The 24,973-nt window shown below is 64.9% G+C and carries 25 protein-coding genes; 4 read left to right on the plus strand and 21 right to left on the minus strand.

Features of this window, described 5'->3' with window-relative positions:
• Positions 1-2: 2 nt before the first annotated feature.
• The 5 genes from EAE28_RS06165 to EAE28_RS06185 all read right to left on the minus strand — a co-directional run bounded on the left by EAE28_RS06165 (position 3) and on the right by EAE28_RS06185 (position 4,733).
• Positions 3-1,421 carry a cytochrome ubiquinol oxidase subunit I gene (locus EAE28_RS06165; protein ID WP_127104955.1) on the minus strand — a complete coding sequence of 473 codons (1,419 nt, stop codon included), beginning with the start codon at positions 1,419-1,421 and terminating at the stop codon, positions 3-5.
• A gap of 236 nt (positions 1,422-1,657) precedes the next feature.
• Positions 1,658-2,215 (minus strand): DedA family protein, encoded by a 558-nt coding sequence (locus tag EAE28_RS06170; RefSeq protein WP_127104956.1) that lies wholly within the window; start codon positions 2,213-2,215, stop codon positions 1,658-1,660.
• Between the two features lie 136 nt (positions 2,216-2,351).
• Positions 2,352-2,798 (minus strand): MaoC family dehydratase, encoded by a 447-nt coding sequence (locus tag EAE28_RS06175; protein ID WP_127104957.1) that lies wholly within the window; start codon positions 2,796-2,798, stop codon positions 2,352-2,354.
• An 11-nt stretch (positions 2,799-2,809) separates the two neighbouring features.
• Complete coding sequence (locus EAE28_RS06180) at positions 2,810-4,198, minus strand: MATE family efflux transporter (RefSeq protein WP_246022290.1); 1,389 nt, start codon at positions 4,196-4,198, stop codon at positions 2,810-2,812.
• A gap of 4 nt (positions 4,199-4,202) precedes the next feature.
• Complete coding sequence (locus tag EAE28_RS06185; protein ID WP_127104959.1) at positions 4,203-4,733, minus strand: PaaI family thioesterase; 531 nt, start codon at positions 4,731-4,733, stop codon at positions 4,203-4,205.
• 96 nt (positions 4,734-4,829) lie between these two features.
• Here EAE28_RS06185 and EAE28_RS06190 point away from each other — a divergent pair, with 96 nt between their 5' ends.
• The gene (locus EAE28_RS06190; protein WP_127104960.1) at positions 4,830-5,276 is read left to right on the plus strand and encodes a winged helix-turn-helix transcriptional regulator; all 447 of its coding nucleotides are present in this window, start codon (positions 4,830-4,832) and stop codon (positions 5,274-5,276) included.
• Here the strand turns inward: EAE28_RS06190 and EAE28_RS06195 are convergent, their stop codons facing one another.
• Positions 5,277-6,164, minus strand: a complete 888-nt coding sequence (locus tag EAE28_RS06195; RefSeq protein ID WP_127104961.1) for a UTP--glucose-1-phosphate uridylyltransferase — start codon at positions 6,162-6,164, stop codon at positions 5,277-5,279.
• Between the two features lie 383 nt (positions 6,165-6,547).
• Here EAE28_RS06195 and EAE28_RS06200 point away from each other — a divergent pair, with 383 nt between their 5' ends.
• The 3 genes from EAE28_RS06200 to ggpS are packed head-to-tail and all read left to right on the plus strand — an operon-like array spanning position 6,548 to position 9,990.
• Positions 6,548-7,690, plus strand: coding sequence for an NAD(P)H-dependent glycerol-3-phosphate dehydrogenase (locus EAE28_RS06200; RefSeq protein ID WP_127104962.1), 1,143 nt, complete (start codon positions 6,548-6,550; stop codon positions 7,688-7,690).
• On the plus strand, positions 7,687-8,469 hold the full coding sequence (locus EAE28_RS06205; protein WP_127104963.1) for an HAD family hydrolase: 783 nt from the start codon (positions 7,687-7,689) through the stop codon (positions 8,467-8,469). Before EAE28_RS06200 ends, EAE28_RS06205 begins: the two co-directional genes overlap by 4 nt.
• 9 nt (positions 8,470-8,478) lie before the next feature.
• Entirely contained in the window at positions 8,479-9,990 is a 1,512-nt protein-coding gene (gene ggpS, locus EAE28_RS06210) for a glucosylglycerol-phosphate synthase (RefSeq protein WP_127104964.1), read from the plus strand.
• Between the two features lie 45 nt (positions 9,991-10,035).
• Here the strand turns inward: ggpS and EAE28_RS06215 are convergent, their stop codons facing one another.
• The 15 genes from EAE28_RS06215 to EAE28_RS06285 form a co-directional block, all read right to left on the minus strand.
• Positions 10,036-11,679, minus strand: a complete 1,644-nt coding sequence (locus tag EAE28_RS06215) for an alpha-glucosidase (protein ID WP_127104965.1) — start codon at positions 11,677-11,679, stop codon at positions 10,036-10,038.
• A 111-nt stretch (positions 11,680-11,790) separates the two neighbouring features.
• On the minus strand, positions 11,791-12,474 hold the full coding sequence (locus tag EAE28_RS06220) for a dimethylsulfonioproprionate lyase family protein (RefSeq protein ID WP_127104966.1): 684 nt from the start codon (positions 12,472-12,474) through the stop codon (positions 11,791-11,793).
• Between the two features lie 9 nt (positions 12,475-12,483).
• Complete coding sequence (acuI, locus tag EAE28_RS06225; RefSeq protein WP_127104967.1) at positions 12,484-13,476, minus strand: acrylyl-CoA reductase (NADPH); 993 nt, start codon at positions 13,474-13,476, stop codon at positions 12,484-12,486.
• Positions 13,458-14,126 (minus strand): acrylate utilization transcriptional regulator AcuR, encoded by a 669-nt coding sequence (acuR, locus tag EAE28_RS06230; RefSeq protein WP_127104968.1) that lies wholly within the window; start codon positions 14,124-14,126, stop codon positions 13,458-13,460. Before acuR ends, acuI begins: the two co-directional genes overlap by 19 nt.
• Before the next feature lie 47 nt (positions 14,127-14,173).
• Positions 14,174-14,872, minus strand: a complete 699-nt coding sequence (locus EAE28_RS06235; protein WP_127104969.1) for a VIT1/CCC1 transporter family protein — start codon at positions 14,870-14,872, stop codon at positions 14,174-14,176.
• Positions 14,873-15,005: 133 nt separating this feature from the next.
• A complete protein-coding gene (locus tag EAE28_RS06240) occupies positions 15,006-16,082 on the minus strand; it encodes an ABC transporter ATP-binding protein (RefSeq protein ID WP_127104970.1) in 1,077 nt (358 codons plus the stop codon).
• A complete protein-coding gene (locus EAE28_RS06245) occupies positions 16,082-16,864 on the minus strand; it encodes an ABC transporter permease (RefSeq protein ID WP_127104971.1) in 783 nt (260 codons plus the stop codon). The genes EAE28_RS06240 and EAE28_RS06245 overlap by 1 nt, the downstream gene beginning before the upstream one ends.
• Positions 16,861-17,730, minus strand: coding sequence for an ABC transporter permease (locus tag EAE28_RS06250; RefSeq protein WP_127104972.1), 870 nt, complete (start codon positions 17,728-17,730; stop codon positions 16,861-16,863). Before EAE28_RS06250 ends, EAE28_RS06245 begins: the two co-directional genes overlap by 4 nt.
• Positions 17,731-17,794: 64 nt before the next feature.
• Positions 17,795-18,898, minus strand: a complete 1,104-nt coding sequence (locus EAE28_RS06255) for an ABC transporter substrate-binding protein (protein ID WP_127104973.1) — start codon at positions 18,896-18,898, stop codon at positions 17,795-17,797.
• 325 nt (positions 18,899-19,223) lie between these two features.
• Positions 19,224-19,640 (minus strand): DMT family transporter, encoded by a 417-nt coding sequence (locus EAE28_RS06260; RefSeq protein WP_127104974.1) that lies wholly within the window; start codon positions 19,638-19,640, stop codon positions 19,224-19,226.
• On the minus strand, positions 19,637-20,140 hold the full coding sequence (locus tag EAE28_RS06265; RefSeq protein WP_220443896.1) for a DMT family transporter: 504 nt from the start codon (positions 20,138-20,140) through the stop codon (positions 19,637-19,639). The genes EAE28_RS06260 and EAE28_RS06265 overlap by 4 nt, the downstream gene beginning before the upstream one ends.
• Before the next feature lie 168 nt (positions 20,141-20,308).
• On the minus strand, positions 20,309-21,301 hold the full coding sequence (locus EAE28_RS06270; RefSeq protein WP_127104976.1) for an ABC transporter permease: 993 nt from the start codon (positions 21,299-21,301) through the stop codon (positions 20,309-20,311).
• A 10-nt stretch (positions 21,302-21,311) separates the two neighbouring features.
• Positions 21,312-22,808 carry a sugar ABC transporter ATP-binding protein gene (locus tag EAE28_RS06275; RefSeq protein ID WP_127104977.1) on the minus strand — a complete coding sequence of 499 codons (1,497 nt, stop codon included), beginning with the start codon at positions 22,806-22,808 and terminating at the stop codon, positions 21,312-21,314.
• Between the two features lie 91 nt (positions 22,809-22,899).
• Positions 22,900-23,847, minus strand: coding sequence for a sugar-binding protein (locus tag EAE28_RS06280; RefSeq protein WP_127104978.1), 948 nt, complete (start codon positions 23,845-23,847; stop codon positions 22,900-22,902).
• A gap of 130 nt (positions 23,848-23,977) precedes the next feature.
• Positions 23,978-24,964, minus strand: a complete 987-nt coding sequence (locus tag EAE28_RS06285; protein ID WP_127104979.1) for a substrate-binding domain-containing protein — start codon at positions 24,962-24,964, stop codon at positions 23,978-23,980.
• Between the last annotated feature and the right edge of the window lie 9 nt (positions 24,965-24,973).

Here is a 24,973-nt window from a genome sequence, read left to right on the forward strand (position 1 = left end):
GCTTACTCCTTGGCCGTCGTGTGCGGTGCTGAGGGACTGGCGGCAACCGGGGTGATCCCGGACGAGCGGGTCGGGCCGATTTCCTCGATATCGACCCGGTCCTTGGGCCGCTTGCTCATCAGGCGCAGGACGTAAAGCGTGCCGAACCCGAAGACGAAGAAATAGACAATGATGAAAGCGATGAGCGAGGTGGCGACAGCCTCGGCCTGCAAGGGCGCGACGCTGTCGGTGGTGCGCAGCAGCCCGTAGACGGTATAGGGCTGACGGCCCACCTCGGTGGTGATCCAGCCGCAGAGCACGGCCAGAAAGCCGGTCGGCCCCATCAACACCGCCGCGCGGTGCAGCCAGGGCGACGTGGTCAAGTGTCCGCGCCAGCGCGCGAAAGCGGCCCACAGGCCAAGGCCCAACATGGCGAAGCCGACGGCGACCATGATACGGAAGGTCCAGAAGATCAGCGCGGATTTCGGGCGCTCATCCTCGGGGAACGCATCAAGCCCCTGCATCGGCGTGTTCAGGTCATGCGTCAGGATCAGCGAGCCGAGCAGCGGGATCTCGACCGCATAGCGCATCTCGCCCGCGTCATCGTCGGGCAGGCCGAACAGGATCAGCGGCACGCGCCCCTCGGGGTAGCTTTCATAATGCCCCTCGATGGCAGCGATTTTCGCGGGCTGGTGCGCCAGAGTGTTCAACCCGTGCGCATCCCCGGCAAAGATCTGGATCGGCGTGACGATCAGCGCCATCCACATCGCCATCGAGAACATGATCGCCGCGCCCCGGCTTTCTGGCGTGCGCAGCAGATGCCACGCGCCGACCGCGCCGACGACAAAGGCGGTGGTCAGGTAGGCGGCCAGCACCATATGCACCAGACGATACGGGAACGAGGGGTTGAAGATGATCGCCCACCAGTTTTCGGGCACGAACTGGCCCAGCTCGTTGATCCCGTAGCCTGCCGGGGTTTGCATCCAGCTGTTGGCGCTGAGAATCCAGAAGGCCGAGAACAGCGTGCCCACCGCGACAATCGCCGTAGCAGCCATGTGCAGTTTCTCGCCGACGCGCTGACGGCCAAACAGCATGATGCCCAGAAAGCCCGCCTCGAGGAAAAAGGCCGACAGCACCTCGTAGCCCATCAGCGGCCCGATCACCGGCCCGGCACGGTCCGAGAACACCGACCAGTTGGTGCCGAACTGGTAGGACATCACGATCCCCGACACGACGCCCATGCCGAAAGTCACGGCGAAGATCGTCTTCCAGTAGTCGAAGAGCCGCAGATATACGTCGTCGCGCCACCAGAGCCACAGGGCGTTCAAGACCGCCAGAAAACTGGCCAGACCGATGGTGAAGGCCGGGAAAATGATATGCGCCGACACGGTAAAGGCGAACTGGAAACGGGCCAGATCAATCGCGGCGAAATCGTTGAACATTCGGACACCTCACTCAGGTTCTTGAGCACCCCACCGGGCGCGGCCGCGCCCTGATCGACGCATCGACGCGGCAGCAGCCCCTCTCAGGTACTATACCTGAGTCTTAGGCAGACCATACGCCTCCAGGTTAGCACCGGGTAGGTTCGTTCATGTCGCACCGACAGAGCCCTGACTTTGCTCATCTTTCCGCCCAAAACGCCCCTCACAGGACAGTCTGTCGCAGCAAGGCTCTGCGTTCAACCCCGACGGTGGCGACGCCACAGGATCACAGCCGCGACGGCAAGCGCGGCAATGAGCGCGCCGATCAACAGCACCTCGACCCGCTCGATCGGGCCGAACAGCGCGGCCAGGATCTGCCCGATGACATGCCCGAGCGCAGCATAAAGCACCGACCAGACCGCCGCTGCCAGCGCGTCGAGCAGGGCAAACCGCGCGGTCGAGATCGTCGATTGCGCCAGCGCCAACGGACCGATCATCCGCATGCCGGGGATAAAGCGGAACACGGTGGCAAAGCGCGCGGGGTTCCGGTCGATGCCGCGCAGCGCGACCGCGAAACGCGGGCGGGCAGCCAGCTTGCGCACAAACCGATGGTCACGAAACCGCCGCCCTGCCAGAAAGAAGCTCATATCCGCCAGAAAGGCCGCAAAACCCGCGACCAGCGTGACCTGCCACAACAGCAGCAGATGCCGGTGCGCAAAGACACCGCCAGTGATGGCCGCGGTCTCGCCCTCAAAAAAGCAGCCCACGAACACCGCCCACAGGCCGTATTGCGAAATCAGGTGATCAAGGGTCATGCGGCGATTGACGGGATCGCGCCGAGGCGGGCCGCAACGACAGCGCGAGCAGTCTCAACCTTGTTCATCGTCCCGCCCCCTCATCGCGCGTTGAGGTTACGATAGACAGGGGACTGGTCCGACGGCAAGGGCCCGCTTACACCGTCGGGCGGGCCTGCACGATCAGATGACCGACGAACACCTGCACCGGCTTGTCGTCCTGATTAAACGTCGTGCCACGCACCTTGATCAGCCCCTGCGTGGGGCGGGACTGCGAGGCGCGGACGTCAAGGATTTCGCTGTGAACCCGCAACACGTCGCCGGGGCGCACCGGGCGTGGCCAGTTCAATTCCTCGAACCCGGCACCAATGATACCGCCAGCCGGCGTCAGCTCTCCGCCCTGCAACAGCTTCATGGTCATCGCCGCCGTGTGCCAGCCGCTTGCAGCCAGTCCCCGGAACAGGCTGCCCTTGGCCGCCTCGGCATCCAGATGGAACGGTTGCGGATCAAACTCGGTGGCGAAGCGGATCACGTCGGCCCCGGTCACGGTCAGCGTGCCCGAGCCATAGGTCTGCCCCGGTGCGAAATCCTCAAGATAGAGCATCGCCTTCCATCCTATGCCCAGCGACCGCGCCAGACGGCGATGCTGATGATCGATCCATAGACCAGCATGGCAAAGGCAATCGCGATGAACACCCCGTTGACCCCGAGCGTCGTCATCGAGCTCAGCAGCACCGCCCCGCCAATTGCCACCCCGATACGCGAGAAGCTCCCGATCACCGGCCACAGCATGCGCCCTGCCCCCTGCGAGGCGAAATAGAGCGCCAGACCCAGCCCGAAGAACGGATAGAACGGCGCGACGATGTGGAAATATGCGCGCCCGGCAGTCAGGGCCTCGGTGTTCGTGGACTCAAGAAAGATGCCCAGCCACAGATCGGGGAACAGGGCCAGCACCGTGCCGATCACCCCGACAATCGCCGCCCCGGCCAGCGATCCCGTCCACGCAACCCGCAGCGCGCGGGCCTTGGCCCCTGCCCCGATATTGGCGCCGACCATCGACGTCATTGCCGCACCGATGCCAAAGATCACCGGGATCATCAGAAATTCCAGCCGCGCGCCCAGTCCATAGCCCGCCAGCGCGCCCTCGCCATGCCTGCCGACCATGCCGACCATCATCACAACCGTCAGCACGGTCAGCACCGTATTGACCGAGGCCATCGCGCCCACGCTCATGATATCGCGGAACATGCCGCCGTCGATGCGCCCCAGCGCACCCTTGAAAGCCAGCCCTGTCCGCCCGGCGGCGATATACCCGACAGCCACCAGCGCGCCGACGCCGTAGGCCACGATCAGCCCCAGCGGCAGACCCGCCATGCCCAGCGCGGGCAGCGGCCCCCAGCCCAGCGCGAAGCCACCGGCCAGCGGGATCGAGACCGTCGAGACCAGCAGCAACAGCAGCGACGGCATCCCCATGTCGCCCGTGCCGCGAATGACGCTGAGCGAGGCGTGGCACATCCAGATCGCGATACAGCCGGGGAAGAACACCGCCGCATAGGTCACGGCTGCTGCCACTGACTCAGGCCCGCCGCCCAGCGTGCCGAAGATCGCCGGACCAAACAGCAGCATGATCGCCGCCATCACCAGCGCAAAACCGACCGCCAGACTCCACGCGGTGATCGTCAGCGTGGCAGCACGGGCTGGGTTTCCCGCCCCCAGCGCCCGCGCCACCGAAGCCGAAATCGCGCCGCCCATCGCCCCAGCGGACAGCATCTGCGTCAGCATCACCAGCGGGAAAACCAGCGCCAGCCCGGCCAGCGCGGTGACGCCGATGCGGCTGGCGAAATAGGCCTCGGCGATGCTTTGCGCCGCCTGCACGACCATTGCCAGAACATTGGGCGCGGCGAGTTTGGCCAGCGTCGGGCCGATGGGCGCGCTCAGCAGAGCCTGTGTGCGCGCAGCGCGCGCGCGGGCGGCGGGGTCGAGGGGCGGTAGGGTCTGGTTCACGATCTCAGCCCTTTACCGAGGTCAGCGGGAAGATCAGGCAGGTTGTGGACCCATGCGCATAAAGCTTGCCGTCTGCCAGACCGATCACCGTGCCTTGCGCTGTCGCCATCTGGCGGCCCCGGTGAACAATCGTCGCCTCGGCCCGCAAGCGGCCGGTGCCCGGCAGGATCGCCCGCGTGTATTTCACCGACAGATCCGAGGTGGTGAAGCCAAGACCCGGCGCCAGTGACGTGTGGACCGCCGCGCCCATCACCGTATCGAGCAGCGTCGCCGCAAACCCGCCGTGAACCGCGCCCATCGGGTTGAGCAGGAAATCGGCCGCGTCCGCCTCAAAGGCGGCCTTGCCATCCTCCAGATCCAGCGGATTTGAAAAGCCCAGCGTGGTGATCATCGACGGCGGCGCTCCGATCTCTCCGGCGGCCAGCGCACGCATGTACTCGAGCCCCGACATCCGCAGCGCGGCGCCGGTATCGAGCACCTCCAGCGCATAGCTGTAGCTGCGGGTTCTGGTCCGGGGCGCGTCTTGCGTGGTCATACGATCTCTCCCGTCGGGGTTAGGTAAGTTCCCTTTCGGAACCCTTATGGCGTAAGTTCTCTTTCGGAACCTGTCAACCGCTGATACACTGGCCCGATGAAATGGACCGAGCTGCAAACCGAAGCCTGCCCCGTCGCCCGCGGCCTGTCCGTGGTCGGTGATCGCTGGACGATGCTTGTCGTGCGCGAGTGCTTCTTTGGCATCCGCCGCTTTGACCAGATGCAGGAACGGCTGGGGATCACGCGGCACGTCCTGGCCGACCGGCTGCGCAAACTGGAAGCCGACGGTGTGCTGCGCCGCGAGGCGTATCAACAGCGGCCCCTGCGCCACGAGTACCGCCTGACCGACAAGGGCAAGGCGCTCTATCCGCTGCTGGTTACGCTGATTGACTGGGCGAATACCCATGTCCCGGCTGAGGGCGGCTCATCGGTCACGCTGATGTCGCGCGAGACCGACGAACCCATCCAGCCGGTGCTGGTCGACGCGCGCACAGGCAGCCAGATCACCCACCGCACGGTGCGAGCCAGAACGCGCGAGGCGTGATCAGGCGGCAGCGCGTGGTGCTGCGCTGAAGGCGGCGAGGACAGCGGCAAACTCGGGATCCTGCTGGGCCAGATGCAGGGTCGCTTCCAGCATCCCGGCCTTGGACCCGCAATCAAAGCGCCGCCCGGTAAAGGCAAAACCGCCCAACCCCAGTCGCGCCGCGCCCTGCGCAATCGCGTCGGTCAGCTGGATCTCGCCCCCAGCACCGGGGGCAATCTGCGCCAGATCGTCGAAAATCGACGCGTCCAGCACATAGCGCCCGACCACCGCCTTACGCGACGGGGCTGCGTCAGGCTCGGGCTTTTCGACCATGCCGTCCGCCAGGATGACATCCCGCTCCTGCCCCGTCACCGACAGAACGCCGTATTTCCGCGTCTCGGCCCGGTCGACGGTCATCGCGGCGACCATGTGCCCGACGAGCGCGGAGTCATAGGCCGCGATCATTTCCGAAAGCGCGCCAGTCGCGCCGAGGATCAGATCGTCGGGCAGGATCACCGCCACCGGCCCCGGCAGCACATGCGGGCGCGCGCAGAGCACGGCGTGACCCAGACCCAGCGGCTCGTCCTGCATGGTGAACACCACATCGTCGTCAGCCGCGGACAAGGCGCTGTCGTGCAACTGCTCGGCAAGCGCATGCTTTCCCTTGGCCTCAAGGTTCCGCCTCAGGCGCTTGTCGTCCATCACATAGCGCTCAATGGCGGCCTTGCTGGGGTGGCTCACGAACACCATCCGCTCGATCCCCGCCGCGCGCGCTTCGTCGATCGCATACTGGATCAGTGGCGTGTCGATGACCGGCAGCAGCTCTTTCGGCGTCGCCTTGGTCGCGGGCAGAAACCGCGTTCCAAGCCCTGCCACCGGAAAAATTGCGGTTCTGACGGTCGTGCTCATGCGGGTCTCCTGAGATCTGGTTGCGGTAACGGGTCAACAGAGGGCGAATTGTGCCGCTGCACCGCAGAAACTAGGCTATAGTCACGAAATGTCAAAAAACGACGTTGAGAATGTCGAAAGCGGCCTATATTAAGCTAAAGACGCGGATCGAGCTGGCAACAAGTGCATGATAGTGCACAACGGATGGGCGGGAGCCCATTTCGCTGATCCGTCGAGCGCCGTTGGCTAGCCCTGCGCTCGACGATTTGCCGCACCGCAACATATTTCGATGAGGGGTGCACCGCACAACCCGACGATAGCGTGCCCCCCTGCCGCCGCACATGGCTTTGAGCATCCTGCGTCGCCGCGATGCGCCCAGAGCCGAGCAGAACGAAAGGAAGACGATGAAGCTTCAACCGATTCCCGGTCCTTCGCTGCCGCAACCCGCCCGCCGTTATGACACCGTCGCCGTGATCGGTGCCGGGTCATGGGGCACTGCCCTTGCCGCCACGCTTGCCCGGTCGGGCGCCACCGCTCGGCTGTGGGGCCGTGATCCGGCGGTCATCACCGACATCAACCGCCAGCGCGAGAACACCCGCCATCTGCCCGGCGTGCCGCTGCCTGACGGGCTGTTCGGCGTCAAGGAAATGCGCGATGCGCTGGACGGGGCCGATGCGGCGCTGATCGTCGTGCCCTCGCGCAGCGTGCGCAGCGTGGCGCGTCAGGTGGCGCTGTTCGCGCCCAAGGGCATGCCGGTTGCCGTCTGCGCCAAGGGGATCGAGGCTGAAACCGGCCTTTTGATGACTCAAGTGGCGGAAGAGGAACTGCCGGGCCACCCGGTCGGCGTCGTCTCGGGGCCGACCTTCGCCCGCGAAACCGCGCTGAACCACCCGACCGCCGCCACCGTTGCCTTCGCCTTTGGCCCCTCGGACCGGATCAACCCCGGCTCCAGCCCTGCGGTGCGTCTGGCCCTGTCGCTGACGACCGAAAGCTTCCGCGCCTATGTGTCCGACGATCTGGTCGGGGTCGAGGTCGGCGGCGCGGTCAAGAACGTCATCGCCATCGCCTGCGGCATGATGACGGGTGCGGGCTTTGCCGAAAACACCCGCGCCGCGCTGATCACACGGGGCCTTGATGAGATGAAGCAACTGGCCGAGGCTCTGGGCGGGCGGCGCGAAACCGTGACCGGCCTGTCGGGCATCGGCGATCTGACGCTGACCTGCTCCAGCCCGACCTCGCGCAACATGTCGCTGGGCTTTCAGCTGGGCGAAGGCGTGCCACGGGCCGAGTGCTTTGACGGTAAACCCGTGGTGGTCGAAGGCGAAATGAACGCCAAATCGGTCACTGACCTTGCCCACCGTGTCGGCGTGTCGATGCCGATCTGCGTGGCCGTACAAACCATCCTGCGCGACGGCGCTGATCTGGGCGCGACCTTTGCCGCGCTCTGGGCCCGTCCGATTGAATCTGAACCGCGCTCGATGGATCTGGTCTTTGACCACCCGGCATCAGCGCAAGCTATCCAAAATCTTGCAGAAAGGATCTCATGAACATCATTCCCTCCGTTCAACCTCGCGCCATCTCGCAAAAGCAGCTGGTCCTCGCAACCGATCTCGACGGAACGTTTCTGGGCGGCAACGACAATGCCCGCGCCGGTCTGTACCGCTGGATCGAAGAGAACCGCCATCAGGTCGGCCTGATCTTCGTCACCGGCCGCGACCCCAAGTTCGTGCGCGATCTGACGCGCTCGGGCGAAGTGCCCAAGCCGGATTACGTTATCGGCGATGTCGGCACCACGATTGCCGAGTTCGACGACAACAACTTCGTCGCGCCGATCCTTGAGCTGGAACGCGAGATCGAAGCCGCCTGGGTCAACACCGGCCCCCGCGCGCAAGTGGCGCTGCAAGGCCTTGCCGGCCTGTCCCTGCAATCGACCGGTTTCCGCTACCGTCTGAGCTATGACATGGACCCCGAATTGTTCGATACCCGCGCGTTGGATATCGTGGCCGAAATGGGCCTCGACGCGCTGGTTTCCGACAACCGTTTCTTCGACGTTCTGCCCAAGGGCGTGAGCAAGGGCCCGTCGCTGCTGCGCCTGCTGACCTATCTTGAAATCGACACCCGCCGCTGTCTGGTTGCGGGCGATACGCTCAACGATCTGTCGATGCTGTCGCTGGGCCTTCCGGCCGTTGCGGTGGGGAATTCCGAGCAGGGCCTTTTGGACAAGCTGGCCGGTCTGGACCATGTCCATATCGCTGAAGCTCATGGCGCAGGGGGCATCGCAGAAGCCATCATCGCCAAGAATTTCATCACCCAAACCGCAGCATAGGAGGTCATCATGCCGTCTGATCTGGTCATCGTCTATCATCGACAACCCTATGAAGAGGTTGAAGTGGACGGCAAGATCGTCCTTCGCGAGAACAAAAGCCCCAATGGGATCGTGCCGACGCTGAAAAGCTTCTTCGGCGCGGTCGATCGCGGGTCCTGGGTGGCGTGGAAGCTGGCGGAAGACCCCGCCAACCCGGACTTCGAGCCGGTGATCGAGATCACCGATGATTTCGGCACCTACTCGGTCACCCGGCTGCCGCTTTCCGCCGCACAGGTACGCGAATTCTACCACGTCACCTCGAAAGAGGCGTTCTGGCCGATCCTGCACAGCTTCAAGGAAAAGTATAACTACGACCGGGTCGAATGGCCCAATTTCCGCGAAGTGAACTGGGCCTTTGCCGAAGCCGCCGCGCGCGAAGCGGCGCATGGCGCGCTGGTCTGGGTGCATGACTACAACCTGTGGCTGGTGCCGGGCTATCTGCGCAAACTGCGCCCCGATGTGCGCATCGCCTTTTTCCACCACACGCCCTTCCCGGCGGCGGATATGTTCAACGTGCTGCCCTGGCGGCGCGAGATCGTCGAAAGCCTGCTGGCCTGCGACGATGTCGGTTTCCACATCCCTCGGTACGCCGAGAATTTCGCCTCGGTCGCGCGCAGCCTATGCGACGTTGTGGTCGCGGCCCGCGCGCCAGTGCCGCCGCATCTCTATTCCGACGGCACTGCGCTGTCCGAACGGGGCGTGCCCAAGGCGCTCAGCTATGAGGGCCGTCAGGTCACGCTGAGCGTGACGCCGGTTGGCGTGGATGTCGGCTTCATCGAAGACCGCGCGCGCCGGCCCGAGACCGACGCCCGCGTCAAGGAAATCCGCGAGGATCTGGGCGAGGCACAGTTGATCCTGTCGGTGGGCCGCACGGATTACACCAAGGGCGGCGTCGAACAGCTGGCCAGCTTTGGCCGCCTGCTCGAAGCGCATCCCGAGCTGCACGGCAAGGTTCGCCTCATGCATGTTTCGGTCAGTGCCAACAAGAACATGACGATCTACTCGGACATTCAGGGCGAGATTGAACAGGCTGCAGGCCAGATCAACGGGCGGTATGGCCGTCTGGACTGGCAGCCTGTCGCGCTGATCTCGCAAGCGATTCCGTTCGAGGAACTGGTGTCGTATTACCGCGCCGCCGATGTGGCATGGATCACCCCGCTGGCCGATGGCATGAACCTTGTGTGCAAGGAATTTGTCGCCGCGCGGACCGATGACGACGGGGTTCTGGTGCTGTCGGAATTCGCGGGGGCAGCGGTCGAGCTGCATCAGGCGGTGATCACCAACCCGTTCTCGAACCGCTCGATGGACACGGCGATCCTGCACGCGCTGACCATGCCCGCCGAAGAGCGCGTGTCGCGCATGCGCCAGTTGCGCGAAACGGTGCGCACCTATGACGTCAAGGCTTGGGGCAACGCCGTGCGCGACAGCCATGACCACGCCGGGGGCGCTTCGGTCCGTTCGGTGCCGCAAACCGCCGCGTAAAAGCCGGGGGCGTTCGGATATTTGCTCCGAACGCCCCGCTTTTCTTCAGTCCTTCTTAAGCGCGTACAGCACCTGCCACGGCTCCAGCGTCCGCTCGGGGCCCAGCAGCGTTGCGCGGAATGGCGCGCTGTCGTCGGCCTGCCACCGGCCCGGCGGCAGGCTGATCGCCTGCGGCTCGTCGCTGAGCGCAAAGGCGCAAAACAGCGTTTCATTCTCTGACCGGCGGATAAAACTGAGCATCTCGGGCCGTCGCTCGATCACCTCGAACGAGCCGGTGCGCAGCGCTTCGCGGCTTTGGCGATAGGCAATCATCTTGCGATAGAACCGCAGCATGCTGTCCCAGTCGTCGGTCTGCCGGGCAACTGCATGTTCCAGATGATCGACCGGCAGCGGCAACCATGGTTTTGCCGTCGAGAAACCACCGTTCACCCCGTCATGCACCCACGGGATCGGCGTGCGGCAGCCGTCGCGCCCGTGGTACTTGGGCCAGAAGCGGATGCCGTAGGGGTCTTGCAGTTCCTCGAAGGGAACGTAGGCCTCACTCAGCCCCAGCTCCTCGCCCTGATAGAGACACACGCTGCCCCGCAGGCTGAGGAGCAGCGCGGCGAAGGTGCGGATGGCGGGCTTGGGCAGCTCCCAGCGCGAGATGTGGCGCATCACGTCATGGTTGGAAAAAGCCCAGCAGGCCCAGCTTTCCGGCCCCAGTTCGCCGAACGTGTCCAGCACATCCGCCACCCGGTCGCCGGTCGGGTAGGTGCCCGACAGAAAGGCGAAGTCATAGCACATATGCAACATATCGTCACCGGACGTATACTGCGACTGGATCGCCAGTCCGCGCTGCGCATCCGACACTTCGCCGACGCTGGTGGTCGCCGGATATTCATCCAGAACCGCCCGCAACCGCTTGAGAAACGCCAGATTCTCGGGCCGGTTCTTGTCGTAGAGGTGGTCTTGCCAGTTGTAGGGATTGACGCTGGGCGTCAGGATCTCGTTGCGCTCGCCAATTGGCAAAACCGGATTATTGCGCAATTCGGGATCGTGGAAATACAGGTTCACCGTATCCAGCCGGAAACCGTCAACCCCACGATCCAGCCAGAAACGCACGATGTTCAGAAGTTCGTCCTGAACATCGGGATTGTGCAAGTTCAGATCGGGCTGTTCGACAAGGAAATTGTGCAGATAATATTGCTGCCGTTCGGTCGACCACTCCCACGCCGGGCCGCCAAAGATCGACAGCCAGTTGTTCGGCTGCGTCCCGTCGGGCTTGGCATCGGCCCAGACGTACCAGTCTGACTTGGCGTTATCCTGGCCAGAGCGGCTTTCGCGGAACCACGCGTGTTGTTCCGACGTATGGCTGAGCACGAGGTCGATCAGCACCTTCAGCCCCAGCTGATGCGCCCGCTCGATCAGCGCGTCGAAATCGCCCAGCGTGCCGAAAATCTGGTCCACATCGCGGTAATCACTGACGTCATAGCCGAAATCGACCATGGGCGAGCGAAAGAACGGGCTGATCCAGATCGCATCAACGCCCAGCTCGGCGATATGCGGCAGGCGCTGGATGATCCCGGCCAGATCGCCGATCCCGTCGCCATTGGAGTCCTGAAAACTGCGGGGGTAAATCTGGTAAATTACCGCGCCGCGCCACCAATCCCGGTCCTGAGCTTTCACAAGCCCGGCGGGTTCATTCATTTGTGTCAACATGGGTCAAGTGTAGGGCCCGGTCGCCCAGATGCAAGGCGACCGGGCCGTTTAGCGCCGATGCAGTCCCGGAGTGCCGCCTTATGCGGCACCCCTGCCCGCTCAGATCCCTTCGCTCATCCGCTGTTTGCGGCTGGCGCTCAGCTTCATGCCCGGCGCGCTGAGGCGTTCCTCAGGCCCGACCCAGGCATAGGCCAGCAGGCAGGGGTCCAGATCAGCGGTGGTGATGCGGTGCTCGTGATCCGGGCGGTTCAGGATCAGCGAGCCGGGCGCATGCACCGCCGTGTCATTCTCAGACCACGCCCCAGCGACCGAGATATAGCTTTCCTCGATCTCCTTATGGCTGTGCTGCGGATACGTCGTGCGGGGCGCAAAAAGCACGAACCCCAGCACCAGCCGTTCCGAACGGACCGGACCACGCGGCCCCAGAACCTCGCAATAGGCGTATTTCTGGGCCAGCGCCTTGGGCACTTTCTCGTACCCGTATTCCCACGTCAGCAGCGGTGCGACCCGCGACAGCGCGCGGGCCATGCTGCCGACAACGCCCCGCTCGCCCAGATCCAGCGCGCGGGGCAAATGAGCGCTCACCGGCTTCACCTCAGGTGCGCGCAGGGTGATTGCGGGGTTCGCATCGATCACCATCGACAGCGTGTCGCGCACCCGCTTGCGATGCGCGCGGATCAGCCGACTGCCCCCGGCCGAGCCGTGCCGGTAGAGCGAGTCGAACTCGCGCAGCAGATAGAGCCATGAGGGGTGCTCGAACAGCCGGCTCTCGGTCTCGGACATGGCGCTCGCTCACCCCAGTTCGGGCGAGACGGGCACGATCACCCGGCCCCGCACTTGTCCGGCCAGGAATTTCGGCGCGGTGTCGATTACCTGATCGAAGGGCAGCTCGACGCAAAGCGCGTCCAGTTTGGCCAGATCCAGCTCCTTGGCCAGCAGGAGCCACGCCTCGCGTCGCCGCGCCGCCGGACACATGACGCTATCGACACCCACCAAGGTGACGCCGCGCAGGATGAAGGGCGCGACCGAGGCGGGCAGATCCATCCCCGCCGCCAGACCGCAGGCCGCCACGGCACCGCCATAGCGGGTCATCGACAAGAGGTTGGCCAGCACAGTGCTGCCCGCCACATCGACGCCACCGGCGAAACGCTCTTTGCCCAGCGCGCGGGGTTTGCCCGACAGCTCGGCCCGGTCCACGATGGTCTTGGCGCCGAGGTCTTTCAGGTAGTCTCCCTCGGATGCGCGCCCAGTGACCGCCGCCACGTCATAGCCGCGCGAGGCCAGCAGCGCCGTCGCGACCGAGCCAACACCCCCGGCAGCGCCGGTCACGGCGATCTCGCCTTGGTCCGGCGTGATGCCCTGCTGCGCCAGCGCCATCACACACAGCATCGCCGTATAGCCCGCCGTGCCGATCCCCATCGCTTGGCGCAGGGAAATCCCCTTGGGCAGCGGCACCAGCCAGTCGCCCTTGACCCGCGCCACTTTGCCCAAGCCGCCCCAATGCGTCTCGCCCACACCCCAGCCGTTCAGGATGACCGCGTCGCCGGGGGCGTAGTCGGGGTGGCTGCTCTCACGCACGATGCCGGAAAAGTCGATGCCCGGCACCATCGGGAAGCGGCGCACCACCGGGGCCGCGCCAGTGATCGCCAGCGCGTCCTTGTAGTTCAACGTCGAATAGGCGACGTCGATGAGCACGTCGCCCTCGGGCAGATCGCCCTCGGACACGGTGGTTTGCGACACGGTTTGCGCGTCGCCGGTTTTGTCGATCAGGATGGCGTCGAACATGAGGGCCTCTCGGTTGCGATAAGATCAAAGAAGGTGTCGGCGAAGTGGTGCAGCGGGTCCGGCCTGCGTTCCAGCTTGGCGCGCAGCACGGCCCCCTCCCACCCGGTCCAGAACAGGGCGGCGAGCGCGTCGGGGTTCATGGCGGGTTTCAGCGCGCCCGCGTCTTCAGCTGCGCGCAGGCAGGTGGCGGTGCGCGCCTGCCAGTCAGCCAGCACCTCGATCAGCCGGGCGCGGAACTCTTCGGGCAGCGCGCCCATTTCCTGCCCCAGATTGCCGATCAGGCAGCCACGCGTGAAGCCGTGCCGGGCCATGCCCGCCTCGGCGTCCTTGGTAAAGCGGCGAAGACGGTCCAACGGGGGCACGCCGGTGTCGTCCAGCGCGCGGGTCAGTATGGCGACGAAATAGAGGTGATACGCCTCGATCAACGCAGCGCCGAAGGCGGCCTTTGAGCCGAAGTGATGGTAAAAGCTGCCCTTGGGCACGCCAGCGTTTGCAAGGATCTCGTCCACCCCCGTCGCAGCATAACCGCGTTCGGTCAGATGGATCATCCCGGTGCGCAAAAGCCGCGCCCGCGTGTCCGAGGTCGCCGGATCGGCCTTGGGCCGGCCCCGGCGTTTGGGTTCAGGAGTGGGGGCGTGATTTGCCGTCATGCGGCATTAATAGACCAAACCGTCCATTAATGTCAAAGCCTGTATTTTCAGGCGGCCACACCAAACATCAGCCCCACGCCCGCCGTCGCCGCCATCGCCAGCGCCCCCCAGAAAGTCACGCGGATCGCGCCCTTGACCACCCCTGCGCCACCGGCCGAAGCGCCAAGCCCGCCCAGCACCGACAGCGCGATCAGCGTGGTAACAGCAACGACCGCGCTGATCAGCGTGGCGGGGGCGAGCAGCGCGATGACCACCGGGATCACCGCCCCGACGGCAAAGGTCACCGCCGACACCAGCGCCGCCTGAATGGGCCGCGCAGTCACCGTCTCGGAGATCCCCAGCTCGTCGCGGGCATGCGTGCCCAGCGCGTCTTTTTCGGTCAGCTGCACCGCCACCTGCCGTGCCAGCCCCTGATCCAGCCCGCGCGCGACGTAGATCTGGGTCAACTCGTCCAGCTCAGCCTCGGGCGTTTCGGCCAGTTCCTTGGTTTCGCGCGCCAGATCGGCCTGTTCGGCGTCGGTTTGCGAACTGACCGAGACATACTCGCCCGCCGCCATCGACATCGCGCCCGCAACCAGACCGGCAAGCCCGGCGATCAGGATCTCGGGCCGTCCTGACCCGGCCGCCGCAACCCCGACCACCAGACTGGCGGTCGAGACGAGGCCGTCATTCGCCCCCAGAACAGCGGCGCGCAGCCAGCCGATACGGTGCACCCGGTGGGTTTCGGCATGGAACGATCTGCGCATGGGATGGGGCCTTTCGGGCTGTGCGTGTGATCAACAGCCGCCAGATCGACGCGCTCGGATCACGCGAGCCCGCCAAGCCTGTCACCTTTCGGAACGCGCGGCAATCGGTGAACCTCGCTTGATGCAAGCTCCCTCAGTCACCGCCCGGAAGACGGTCGCCCAGCACGATGATATCGCCGGGCGCGAGGCTGATTTCGGTCGCAGCCCCGACCGGCGGCGGGGGCATGTCGGCGCGGTTGAAGGTGTCGAGCGACAGTTGGGTGCCCGCCGCCTCGACCCGGATGCGGATCACCGAGCCGAGGAAATGCACTTCCAGAATACGCGCGGGCAGGATGATCTCGCAGCCCGGCGCGCGGCCCAGATGCACCGTCTCGGGCCGCAAGGCCAGCGTCACGGTGCTGCCGCTCTTTTGGGTGAGCGGACGGCCAAGCGTGATCCCGGTGTCGCCAAGGCGCACTTGGCCGGTGTCCGGCTGCATGACCGTGCCGTCAAGCATGCTGAGCGTGCCGACGAAGTTCGCGACGAAGCGCGTCTCGGGGCGGTTGTAGATGTCAAAGGGCGCGCCGACCTGTTCGGCAATGCCGCCGTTCATCACCACGATACGGTCCGAGATCGACAGCGCCTCTTCCTGATCATGGGTGACGAAGATCGTCGTGATGCCAAGACGTTGCTGGATCTCGCGGATCTCGGTGCGCAGGCTGACGCGGATCTTGGCGTCCAGCGCCGAGAGCGGCTCGTCCAGCAGCAACACCTGCGGGCGCGGGGCCAGCGCGCGGGCCAGCGCCACGCGCTGCTGTTGGCCGCCCGACAGCTGGAACGGATAGCGCGCGCCCAGATCCGGCAGGCCGATCAGTGCCAGCATCTCACGCACGCGCTCAGCGGCTTCATCACGGGCGACCCCGGCAACCTTCAGGCCAAAGCCGACATTCTCGGCCACGGTCAGGTTGGGGAACAGCGCATAGGACTGAAACACCATGCCGACATTGCGCTGGTTGGATTTCAGCCCGGTGATGTCCTTGCCGTCGATGGTGATCGCGCCCATGTCCGGGCGCTCGAACCCGGCGACCATGCGCAACACCGTCGTCTTGCCGCAGCCCGAGGGGCCGAGCAGCGAAATGAACTCACCCTTCTCGATCCCCAGATTGAAATCCTTGACCACCCGCATGGTGCCAAAGGCTTTTTCGAGGTGCGAAATATCGAGGAAAGCCATCAGCGTGCCAGTCTGTTATGTTTCGAAAAGCGGGTGACCAGCTGGATCAACCCCATGCAGGCCCAGGTGATGCCAAAGGCGATCACCGCCAAAGCGGCGGGTTCATAGGCGCGGTTGGCACCCAACAGCTGCATGAACGGCCCAAAGGCGGGACGGTCCAGAAGTGCTGCCATGGTGAACTCACCGATCACGATGGCGAAGGTCAGGAAGGCCCCCGACAGCACCGCACCCAGCACGTTGGGCAGGATCACCCGGGCGATGATCGTCACCCAGCCTGCGCCCAGCGATTGCGCGGCTTCGGTCAGGGTGGCAACGTCGATGGTGCGCAGCCCGGTGTCCACGGCGCGGTACATATAAGGCAGCGCCAGCACGGTATAGCCGAACATCAGCAGGATATTGGTGCCCAGCGCCGTGCCCGTCAGCGGCAGCCAGCTGGAGGTGTTGTAGAGCCGGATATAGCCGAACACGACGACGATGGAGGGGATGACCAGCGGCAACAGCGTGATGAACTCGACCCACGGGCGCAGCCACGGCATCTTGAGCCGCACCCAGAACGCGGTTGGCACCACCAGCAGCACGCCAAAGGCAATCGTCACCAGCGCCATGATCACCGAATAGGAAAACGTCGCCTGAAACTGAGGGTTGTTGATCACCGCCGTATAGGCGTCCAGCGAATACTCGCCGCGCCGCATTTTCAGCGAGAATTCGGTCATGCCATAGAGCGGCATCAGGAAGAACAGAACGCCGAAAAGCAGCGCGCCCCAGGACCAGAGCTTGGTCATTTCAGCCACCTTTCCGAGCGAGCGCGCAGCACGATGTAGAGTGCATTGGCAAGGCCGGTGATGACGATCATCCCAAAGGCCAGCGCGTAGCCAAGGTTGGGCGAGCCCAGCACGTCACCCCGGATCTGCGCATAGAGCAGGATCGGCGCGATGTTCAGCGAGGGGCCGGTGAGCGCGATCGCCGTGGCCACGGCGCCGAACGCATTGGCAAAGAGCAGCGCCATCGTGCCCAAGATTGACGGAAACAGGATCGGGAACGCCACCATGCGCCAATATTGCAACCCGGTTGCGCCCAGAATCGCCGCAGCTTCGCGCCATTCGCGTTTCAACCCGTCCAGCGCGGGGGTGATGATCAGGATCATCAGCGGGATCTGGAAGAACAGGTAGGTGATCACCAGACCCAAGGTCGAGAGCAGATTAAAGCCCATCAGACGCAGGTTGATGCCGAACTCGCTGCGCAGGTACAGCGTGATGATCCCGGCCGGTCCGATCGTGGCGATAAAGGCAAAGGCCAGCGGCACCCCGGCAAAGTTCGACGCGACGCCCGAGAAGGTCATCATCGGGTTGCGGACCGAGCGTGGCAGGCCCCCGACGGTCAGTGCCGCGGCGATGGCAAAGCCCACGACACAGCCGATCAGCGCCGACCAGAAGCTGATCTTGATCGACACCCAATAGGCCGACAGGATCGTCGGCGTGTTAAGCGCGAGGATATTATCGAAGGTGAAACCACCCTCAGGGGTGCGGAAGGCGCCGACGACGATATAGGCGGTGGGCAGCAGCAGAAAGAGACCCACGAACACGAAGAACGGAGCCACGCCCAGCCATGTCAGCGGCAAGGGACGGCGTGCAGGGCGCGAGGCGGGCATCGGCGATCCTTGGTAGCGAAAGAGGGACCCGCCAGTGGCGGCAGGCCCCGTTCGTATGCGTCGATCAGTTGACGTTGGCGCCGACGACAGCGTCCCAGTTCGCCACAACGGCATCACGGTTCGCGTTCACCTGATCCAGCGTCGGGAAGACAGCGGCGGCATAGCTTTCTGCCGGCGGCAGGGCGTCCATCATGTCCTGCGGGATCACGCCGCGTGCGGCCAGATCGTTGAAGCGGATCGGGTGGCAATAACCTGCCAGCCAGCCCAGCTGACCCTCGTCCGAATAGAGGTACTCCATCCACAGACGCGCAGCGTTCGGGTGCGGCGCGAAGGCGCTGATCGCTTGCACGTAGACACCGGCCAGAACGGCGTCGGTCGGCACGACCACTTCAACCGGCGGGTTTCCGGCCAGCGTGTCGCGGGCGGACAGTGCGTTGTAATCCCACTGGATCAGGATCGGCGTGGTGCCCTGCGCCAGCGTGCCCGTGCGGCCGATGACCGGCACGAAGTTGCCCGAGGCATTCAGCTGCGCGAAATACTCAAGACCGGCCTCGGCGGCCGCCGTACCCGGCTCGGCACCCTGCGCCATGCCTGCGGCCATTACCGCCAGGATCGCCTGGTTCGAGGCGCGCGGATCACCCGCCAGCGCGACCTGACCCACGTATTCCGGCTTGAGCAGATCGGCGAACGAGGTCGGCACGTTTTCGACCAGATCGGTGTTCACGATGAACGACATCACACCGTAATAGTCGCCGTACCAATGGCCTTCGGCGTCGCGCGCACCCTCGGGGATCGTGTCCCAGGTCGAGACCATATAGGGCGTGATCAGCCCTTCGGCGGCAGCGGTCGGGCCAAAGGCCAGACCCACGTCGATGACGTCGGGCGCTTGCGGGCCGGTGTTGTCGCGGTTGGCGCGGATCGCTTCCAGCTCGTCGGCGGAACCGGCGTCGGGGTTCAGTTCGTTGATCTCAAGGAACGGGTACATCTGGCGGAACCCATCGATGACGGCGCCATAGCCGCACCAGTCATGGGGCAGCGCGATGGTGGTCAGCATGCCTTCGGCACGGGCACCGGCAATCAGGTCGTCCATGCTCTGGGCCATGCCCGGCGTGGTGGTCATCATGGCCAGAATGCTGGCCGACGCGGCCAGCGCGGTCGTCGTTTTCATCGTAGCCTCCTGTTGGCAAAGCCGCCGCATTTCTGCCCCGGAGGGCCCGGTGCGACGCGACTGACACCAGCTACTGAACATCGGAAACAGATTCGTGACAATCATTCTGATGCGCGGACCGCCTCGTTTTTGTAATTTTTCGTTCAGTTGCGGGATTCCTGTCGAAAAACGACCAAATTCGCGGCTGACGGGTCAGATCGACCGCTGCGGACCGGCAAAACGGCCGCGACGGGTCGGATCCTTCCGTAACGTCAGGAGAGCTTTTGGTTTGACACGAGCGCCCTGCCCCGGCCAACGGCAGGCAGACCGGGTAAAGCGTTCACCCTTAACGCCGGGCCAGAAGCACCCCGCCGAGGATCAGCGCGACGCCGCCGATCTGCATCCACAACACGGCATCCACACCGCGCAGCACATCCAGCGTGACGCCTGACAGCATCTGCCCGGCCACCAGCAACGCGCCGGTCATCGTCGCCCCCAGTCGCGGGATCAGCCAACTGCCGGCAGCGACGAACACCACCCCCACAGCGCCCCCGGCCCAAGCGTACCACGGCGCATTTTCGACGCCGTCGGGCCAGAAGCTGCCGACCGCGGCTGTGATCGCGATGAGCGCGGCAAAACCCACCAGATGGTTCCAAAATGACGACTCCAGCGCCGAGCTTTGCAGCGCCAGCCGTCCGTTGACCTGCCGGGACAGCGCGATCAGCATGCCCCCACCAAGGGCGAATATCACTGCCGCCATCATGCGCCCATCCCCCGCGCGGCAATGATCAGCCCGGTGCCCGCAAGGATCGCCGCCAGCGCCGCAAGATCGCGCAGACTGGGCAGACGGCGGGTCAGCCCCATCGCCCCCATCGCGTCGAACACCAAGGCCAGAAACACCTGCCCTGCGATACCCAGCGCCAGCGTGCCGGTCAGTGCAAGCGGGGAATTGGCCGCGATCGAGGTTGCCAGCACGGTCAACGCCCCCGACAACCCACCCAGATACGCCCAAAGCGGCGCACGACCGCGACGGCCCACCGGCCGCACGCGCCAGCGCCACAGCCCGGCCACCGTCAGACCCGCCACCACCGTTCCGACGCCATGCGCCGTCAGCGAAGAGAACAAAGGCGTGCCATAGGCCGCGAGGCTGCTGTTGCACAGCAGCATGAAGCTCAACAGGCTACCCGCCGCCAACGCCAGAACAATTTCCAGCGCGCGCAGGCGCTTGGGTGGCACTTCAGAAGGTGCAAGCGTGACAGCCACGGGATGTCCTTGGATCAGGAGGGCACTTATGCCCCCAAAGCCCGGTCGTGATGCCCAACTTCTTTCGTCAAGGCAACACCCGCATGGCTGGTCCGGTTGGATAGACGGAAAACCGCTGACAAGGTGCGGGGCCATCGGCATATGTCCCGACTCTGTGCGTCTCTATGGCTAACCCTTCGCTGATGTCGCATCGACCGCAGCCCGGGTCGCGGCCTGCCGTCGCGCCGTGCGAAAGCGCTCGAACTGGGTGTCGGCGATCACCCCGATCAGGATAACGCTGCCCATCACCGCGAAATTCAGCGACGACGGGATGCCGAGGAGGTTCACGAGGTTCTGCAGCTCCTGCAACAGCACGACCCCCAGACAAACGCCGATGATCGACCCTTCACCCCCACGCAGGGAAAACCCGCCCAGCACGGCGGCGGCAATGGCGTAGAGTTCGTAGAAATTCCCATGCGATGACGGCTGGACCGAGCGCGTGTACATCGCGAAGAAAATCGCCGCCAAGGCGGTGAGGACGGCGCATAGGATATAGGCGAGCACGATGACCCGGCTGGTGTTGATGCCCGAATAGCGCGCCGCCTCTTCATTTTTGCCCACGGCGAACAGGTGGCGCCCGAACACGGTGCGATGCAGCAGATACCACGCGCCCGCCGCCACGATCACAAAGGCCACGACCGAATGCGGCACGCCCGCCGTGCGTCCGGTCGTGAGGTACTCCAGCGTCGGGAAATGCGATCCGAAGGTAAAGCCCGCCGTGCCGTCGTTGGTGTAAAACCGCGCGATGCCGCGATAGATCAACAGCCCGCAGAGTGTGACAACGAAGGGTTGCAGGCGCAGCCGGGTGATAAGCCAGCCGTGCGTCAGGCCGATCACCGCACCCAGCGCCAGCACGATCAGTGCCGCCACCGGCCAGGGCACGCCTTGCGCGACCATATCGACAAAGAGCACCCCCAGCAGCGCGATCACCGACCCGACGGACAACTCGATGCCTGCGGTCACGATCACAAAGGCTTCGGCGATGGAGAACAGGCCGAACAGCCCGATCAGATTGGCCGTATTGGCAAGGTTCACCGCCGACAGAAAGCGCGGATTGATCAGCGCCACCACCGCCCCGACAGTCAGGACCAGCATCAGCAGTCCGATATCCTTGCGCCCCATCATCGTCTCCCTATTCCACTGCCAGATGCAGAATTGCTTCTTCGGACACCTTGGCGCGATCCAGCGTTCCGGCGATGCGCCCCCGGCACATCACCGCCACGCGGTCCGACACGCCGATGACTTCCTCCATGTCGGACGAGATCATCAGGATCGCGACGCCCCGGTCAGCAAGCGCGCGCATCAGCGCGTAGACTTCGGCTTTCGAGCCGACGTCGATGCCGCGGGTCGGTTCGTCGAAGATCAGCACCTTGGGGTCCATCGCCAGCCACTTGGCCAGCACGACCTTCTGCTGGTTGCCCCCCGAAAGCTCGGCCACCGCGCGCCGCAGGTTGCTGGCCTTGATGTGCAACCGCTCGCGCGAGGCCTCGGCCAGCGCCGTTTCGGCCCTGGGTCTCAGCCGTCCGCCGGGCGCAAGGCGCGACAGGCTGGGCAGCGCGATGTTGTCGCAAATGGGGAAATCCAGCAGCAGCCCTTGGCCCTTGCGGTCTTCGGGGACCAGACACACACCGGCGGCGATGGCCTCCGCCACCGACTGGCGCGCCAAAGGGTGGCCATTCACCGTGATCGTGCCGCCCCGCGCGCCGTCGATGCCGAACAGCACCCGAGCAAGCTCGGACCGGCCTGCGCCGACCAGCCCGGCAAGGCCCAGAATTTCGCCGCCATGCAGGGTCAGATCTACGTCACGCTCAGGGAAGGCTTCGGTGCGAATGCCCCGCGCCTCTAACACCGGCTTGCCGGGCGCATGATCCAGCGGCTGGCACACCCGTTTCACGTCACGACCGATCATCAGCCGGACCATGGCGTCGCGGGTAATATCGTCTCGCGGCAGCCCACCCGCGTTACGCCCGTCGCGCAGACCGACCACGCGGTCCGCCACCGCTTCGATCTCGGACAGACGGTGGGTGATGAACAAGACCGCCGCGCCCCGGGCCCTGAGGTCGCAGACGACCTGGAGAAGCCGCTCGGTTTCGGACAGCGTCAGGCTTGAGGTCGGCTCATCCAGAATGATCAGGCGCGCGTCCATCGACAGCGCCTTGGCGATCTCGATCATCTGCTGATCGGCCAGCGACAGGCCCAGCACCGGATCGTCGGGGCCAAACCGCGTGCCCAGCGTCTCAAGGATGCCTGCGACCTTGCGCGACATCGCCCTGCGGTCAATCCGGCCCAGACGCCCGCGCCGGATCTCGCGCCCGAGCAACACATTGCCCGCCACGTCCAGATTGGTGAAAGGGTTCAGCTCTTGATGCACAAAGGCGATGCCAAGCGCTGCGGCCTGCGCGGGGGTCAGCGCGGCGTGGGACACGCCGTCAATGGTGATCCGCCCCGCATCGGCCGTGATCGTCCCGCCGAGCACCTTCATCAGCGTCGATTTGCCCGCGCCGTTCTCACCGACCAGCCCCACGACTTCCCCGCCCCGGATGCCCAGCTCGACGGAGTCGAGCGCCACGGCGCCGGGGTAAATCTTGGTGATGCCCGAAAGTGTCAGGGTGATCGGATCATGGGTCAACGTGGGTCAGCCTTTGCCGGTAGTGCGACGAAACCGCACCGGTACAGGGTGCACCGGTGCGGCTCGACCGAGCGGAGGGAGGAACGTCCGCTCAGCCTCCGAGACGCTCACGCAATTGCGCTTCGAAGGCGTCCACATTGCTCTGGTTGATGATCACGGTCGGCACGATGATCAGCCCGTCCTCAGGCACGCCCGAGGTATCACCCCCCAAATAGGCCGCCATCAGATGCATGCCCTGATAGCCCCACTGATAGGGGTCTTGTACCACGGTGCCGGCAAAGCTGCCCTCGCGCACGGCACCCAGGGTGATGGGGTCTTCATCGAAGCCGATGACCGTGATCTCGCCCAGCTGACCCGCCGCTTGCAGGGCTTCGTAGATCTTGGGCGGGTTGTAGGAATAGAAACCGACCATGCAGTCGATATCGGGCATGGCGGCCAGCACGTCATCGACATTCGAGCGCGCGCGGGCAAAATCCACGTCATCGCCGCGCACATCGACCAGCTCGATGCCCGAGCCTTCAACGGCCTGCCGGAAGCCCGCGATCCGCTCGACCGCATTGTCAGCGCCAAGGAAGCCGACGAAGCCCATGCAGCGCCCGCCCTGGGGCATCGCCGCCACGGCGATTTCGCCCGCCTGAATGCCCGCCGCCGTGTTTGACGATCCCAGATAGGCGATGCGGTTGCTCTGCGGGGCGTCGCTGTCGGTGGTGAACAGCGGGATCTGTGCCGCGATGCGGTTGAAGGCGTCGATCGAGTTGCCCGGATCGACCGAGGAAATCATGATGGCATCGACGCCCGAGGCCACGAGGTCGTCCATCAGCTGGTTCTGACCCGCCGCCGTGCCCTGCGCCGGATAGCGGAACTGCATGTCATAGTCCGGCATCTCGGCTTGCGCGGCTTGCACCCCGGCCTCGGCCAGTTTCCAGAAATCGGACGCCGCGTTCACCACGAAAGCCATCGAGGTTTGCTCTTGCGCCCGAGCGGCCCCGGCCCCGAGGCACAGCGCCACGGACGCCAGAAATAAGGATGAGCGTTTCATTTCGGTACTCCTCTGTGCGGCCCCGAAAGGCCGTAAGATGCTGTGCGGCACCGGAACCGGCGTCGCCTTGCTGATCGAAAAGGGGATGGGGAGCGACGGGCCGGACGCTCAGGTCCGGCCCGAGACAAGCTCAGTTGTCGGCGCAGAAGCCGGGTTCGGCATGGGTGCAGACGTCAAGGCCGGTGAAGAGCGGATCCTCGACGGTCTCGCCGTTCAGCAACTGGATCATCACGTCGGGCGCCCGCAGGCCCATCTCAAACGGGCGCTGTCCGACCTGCGCGTGACTGCGCATCTCGCGGAAGGCCTGCGTCTGCGGCGGCAGGGTGTCGCCAGCGATGACGATCAGCTCATTGGACTGCATGCGGTCCATGACCTGATCGGTCACCTGCGCATAGGCCTGCGGCGCGAACTGCGCCCAGCCGCCGATCAGGATGAACGCATCCAGGTCAGGATTGGCGGTGAAGACGTCCGACATTTGCTGGTTGGCCAGATCGGCCTGATCGTTGGTGAAGACCGGGCAGCCCTCGATCTCGGTCCAGCCGTTTTCACCGGTCAGGCGGTCCAGCCCTTCCGCGCCACCCGCCGTGTCACGGAACCCCTGTGCCCGCGCGTTGATATTCGCCGCCGCCACGTTGCCAAGCTGCAGGCAGATCGTCCCACCGTCGGGCTTGAGCGCCATCGCCTGTTCGGCCATCTGCACGCCCATCAGGTAGTTGTCGGTGCCCAGATAGGTCGCGCGCAGATCGGCATCGGCTGGCAGGAAATCGGCGTCGATGGTCATGATCGGGATGTCGGGGGCCAGCGCCCGGATGCGGTTGGCCATGGCAGGTGCGTTCGACGGCGAAATCGCAATGGCCGCAACACCCGCCGCGATCAGATCGTCCACGATCTGGACCTCACCGGCTTCGTCCGACGAGGACGCAGGCCCGGTGTAGAGGCAATTGTACTGGCTGTCCGGGTTCTCGGCCATCCATTGCTGGCAGCCAAGGTTGATCTGTTCAAAGAAGGGGTTGTCGAGGCCCTTCACGACGATTGCCAGCGTGTTGGCGTCCTGCGCCATCGCAGCGCTTGCCGTCATTGTCGCCAGAAGCGCCGTCACTCCAAGTTTGTAGGTCATTCTTCTCTC

Origin of the sequence: Pararhodobacter zhoushanensis (assembly GCF_003990445.1) — a bacterium.
Lineage (GTDB): Bacteria > Pseudomonadota > Alphaproteobacteria > Rhodobacterales > Rhodobacteraceae > Pararhodobacter > Pararhodobacter zhoushanensis.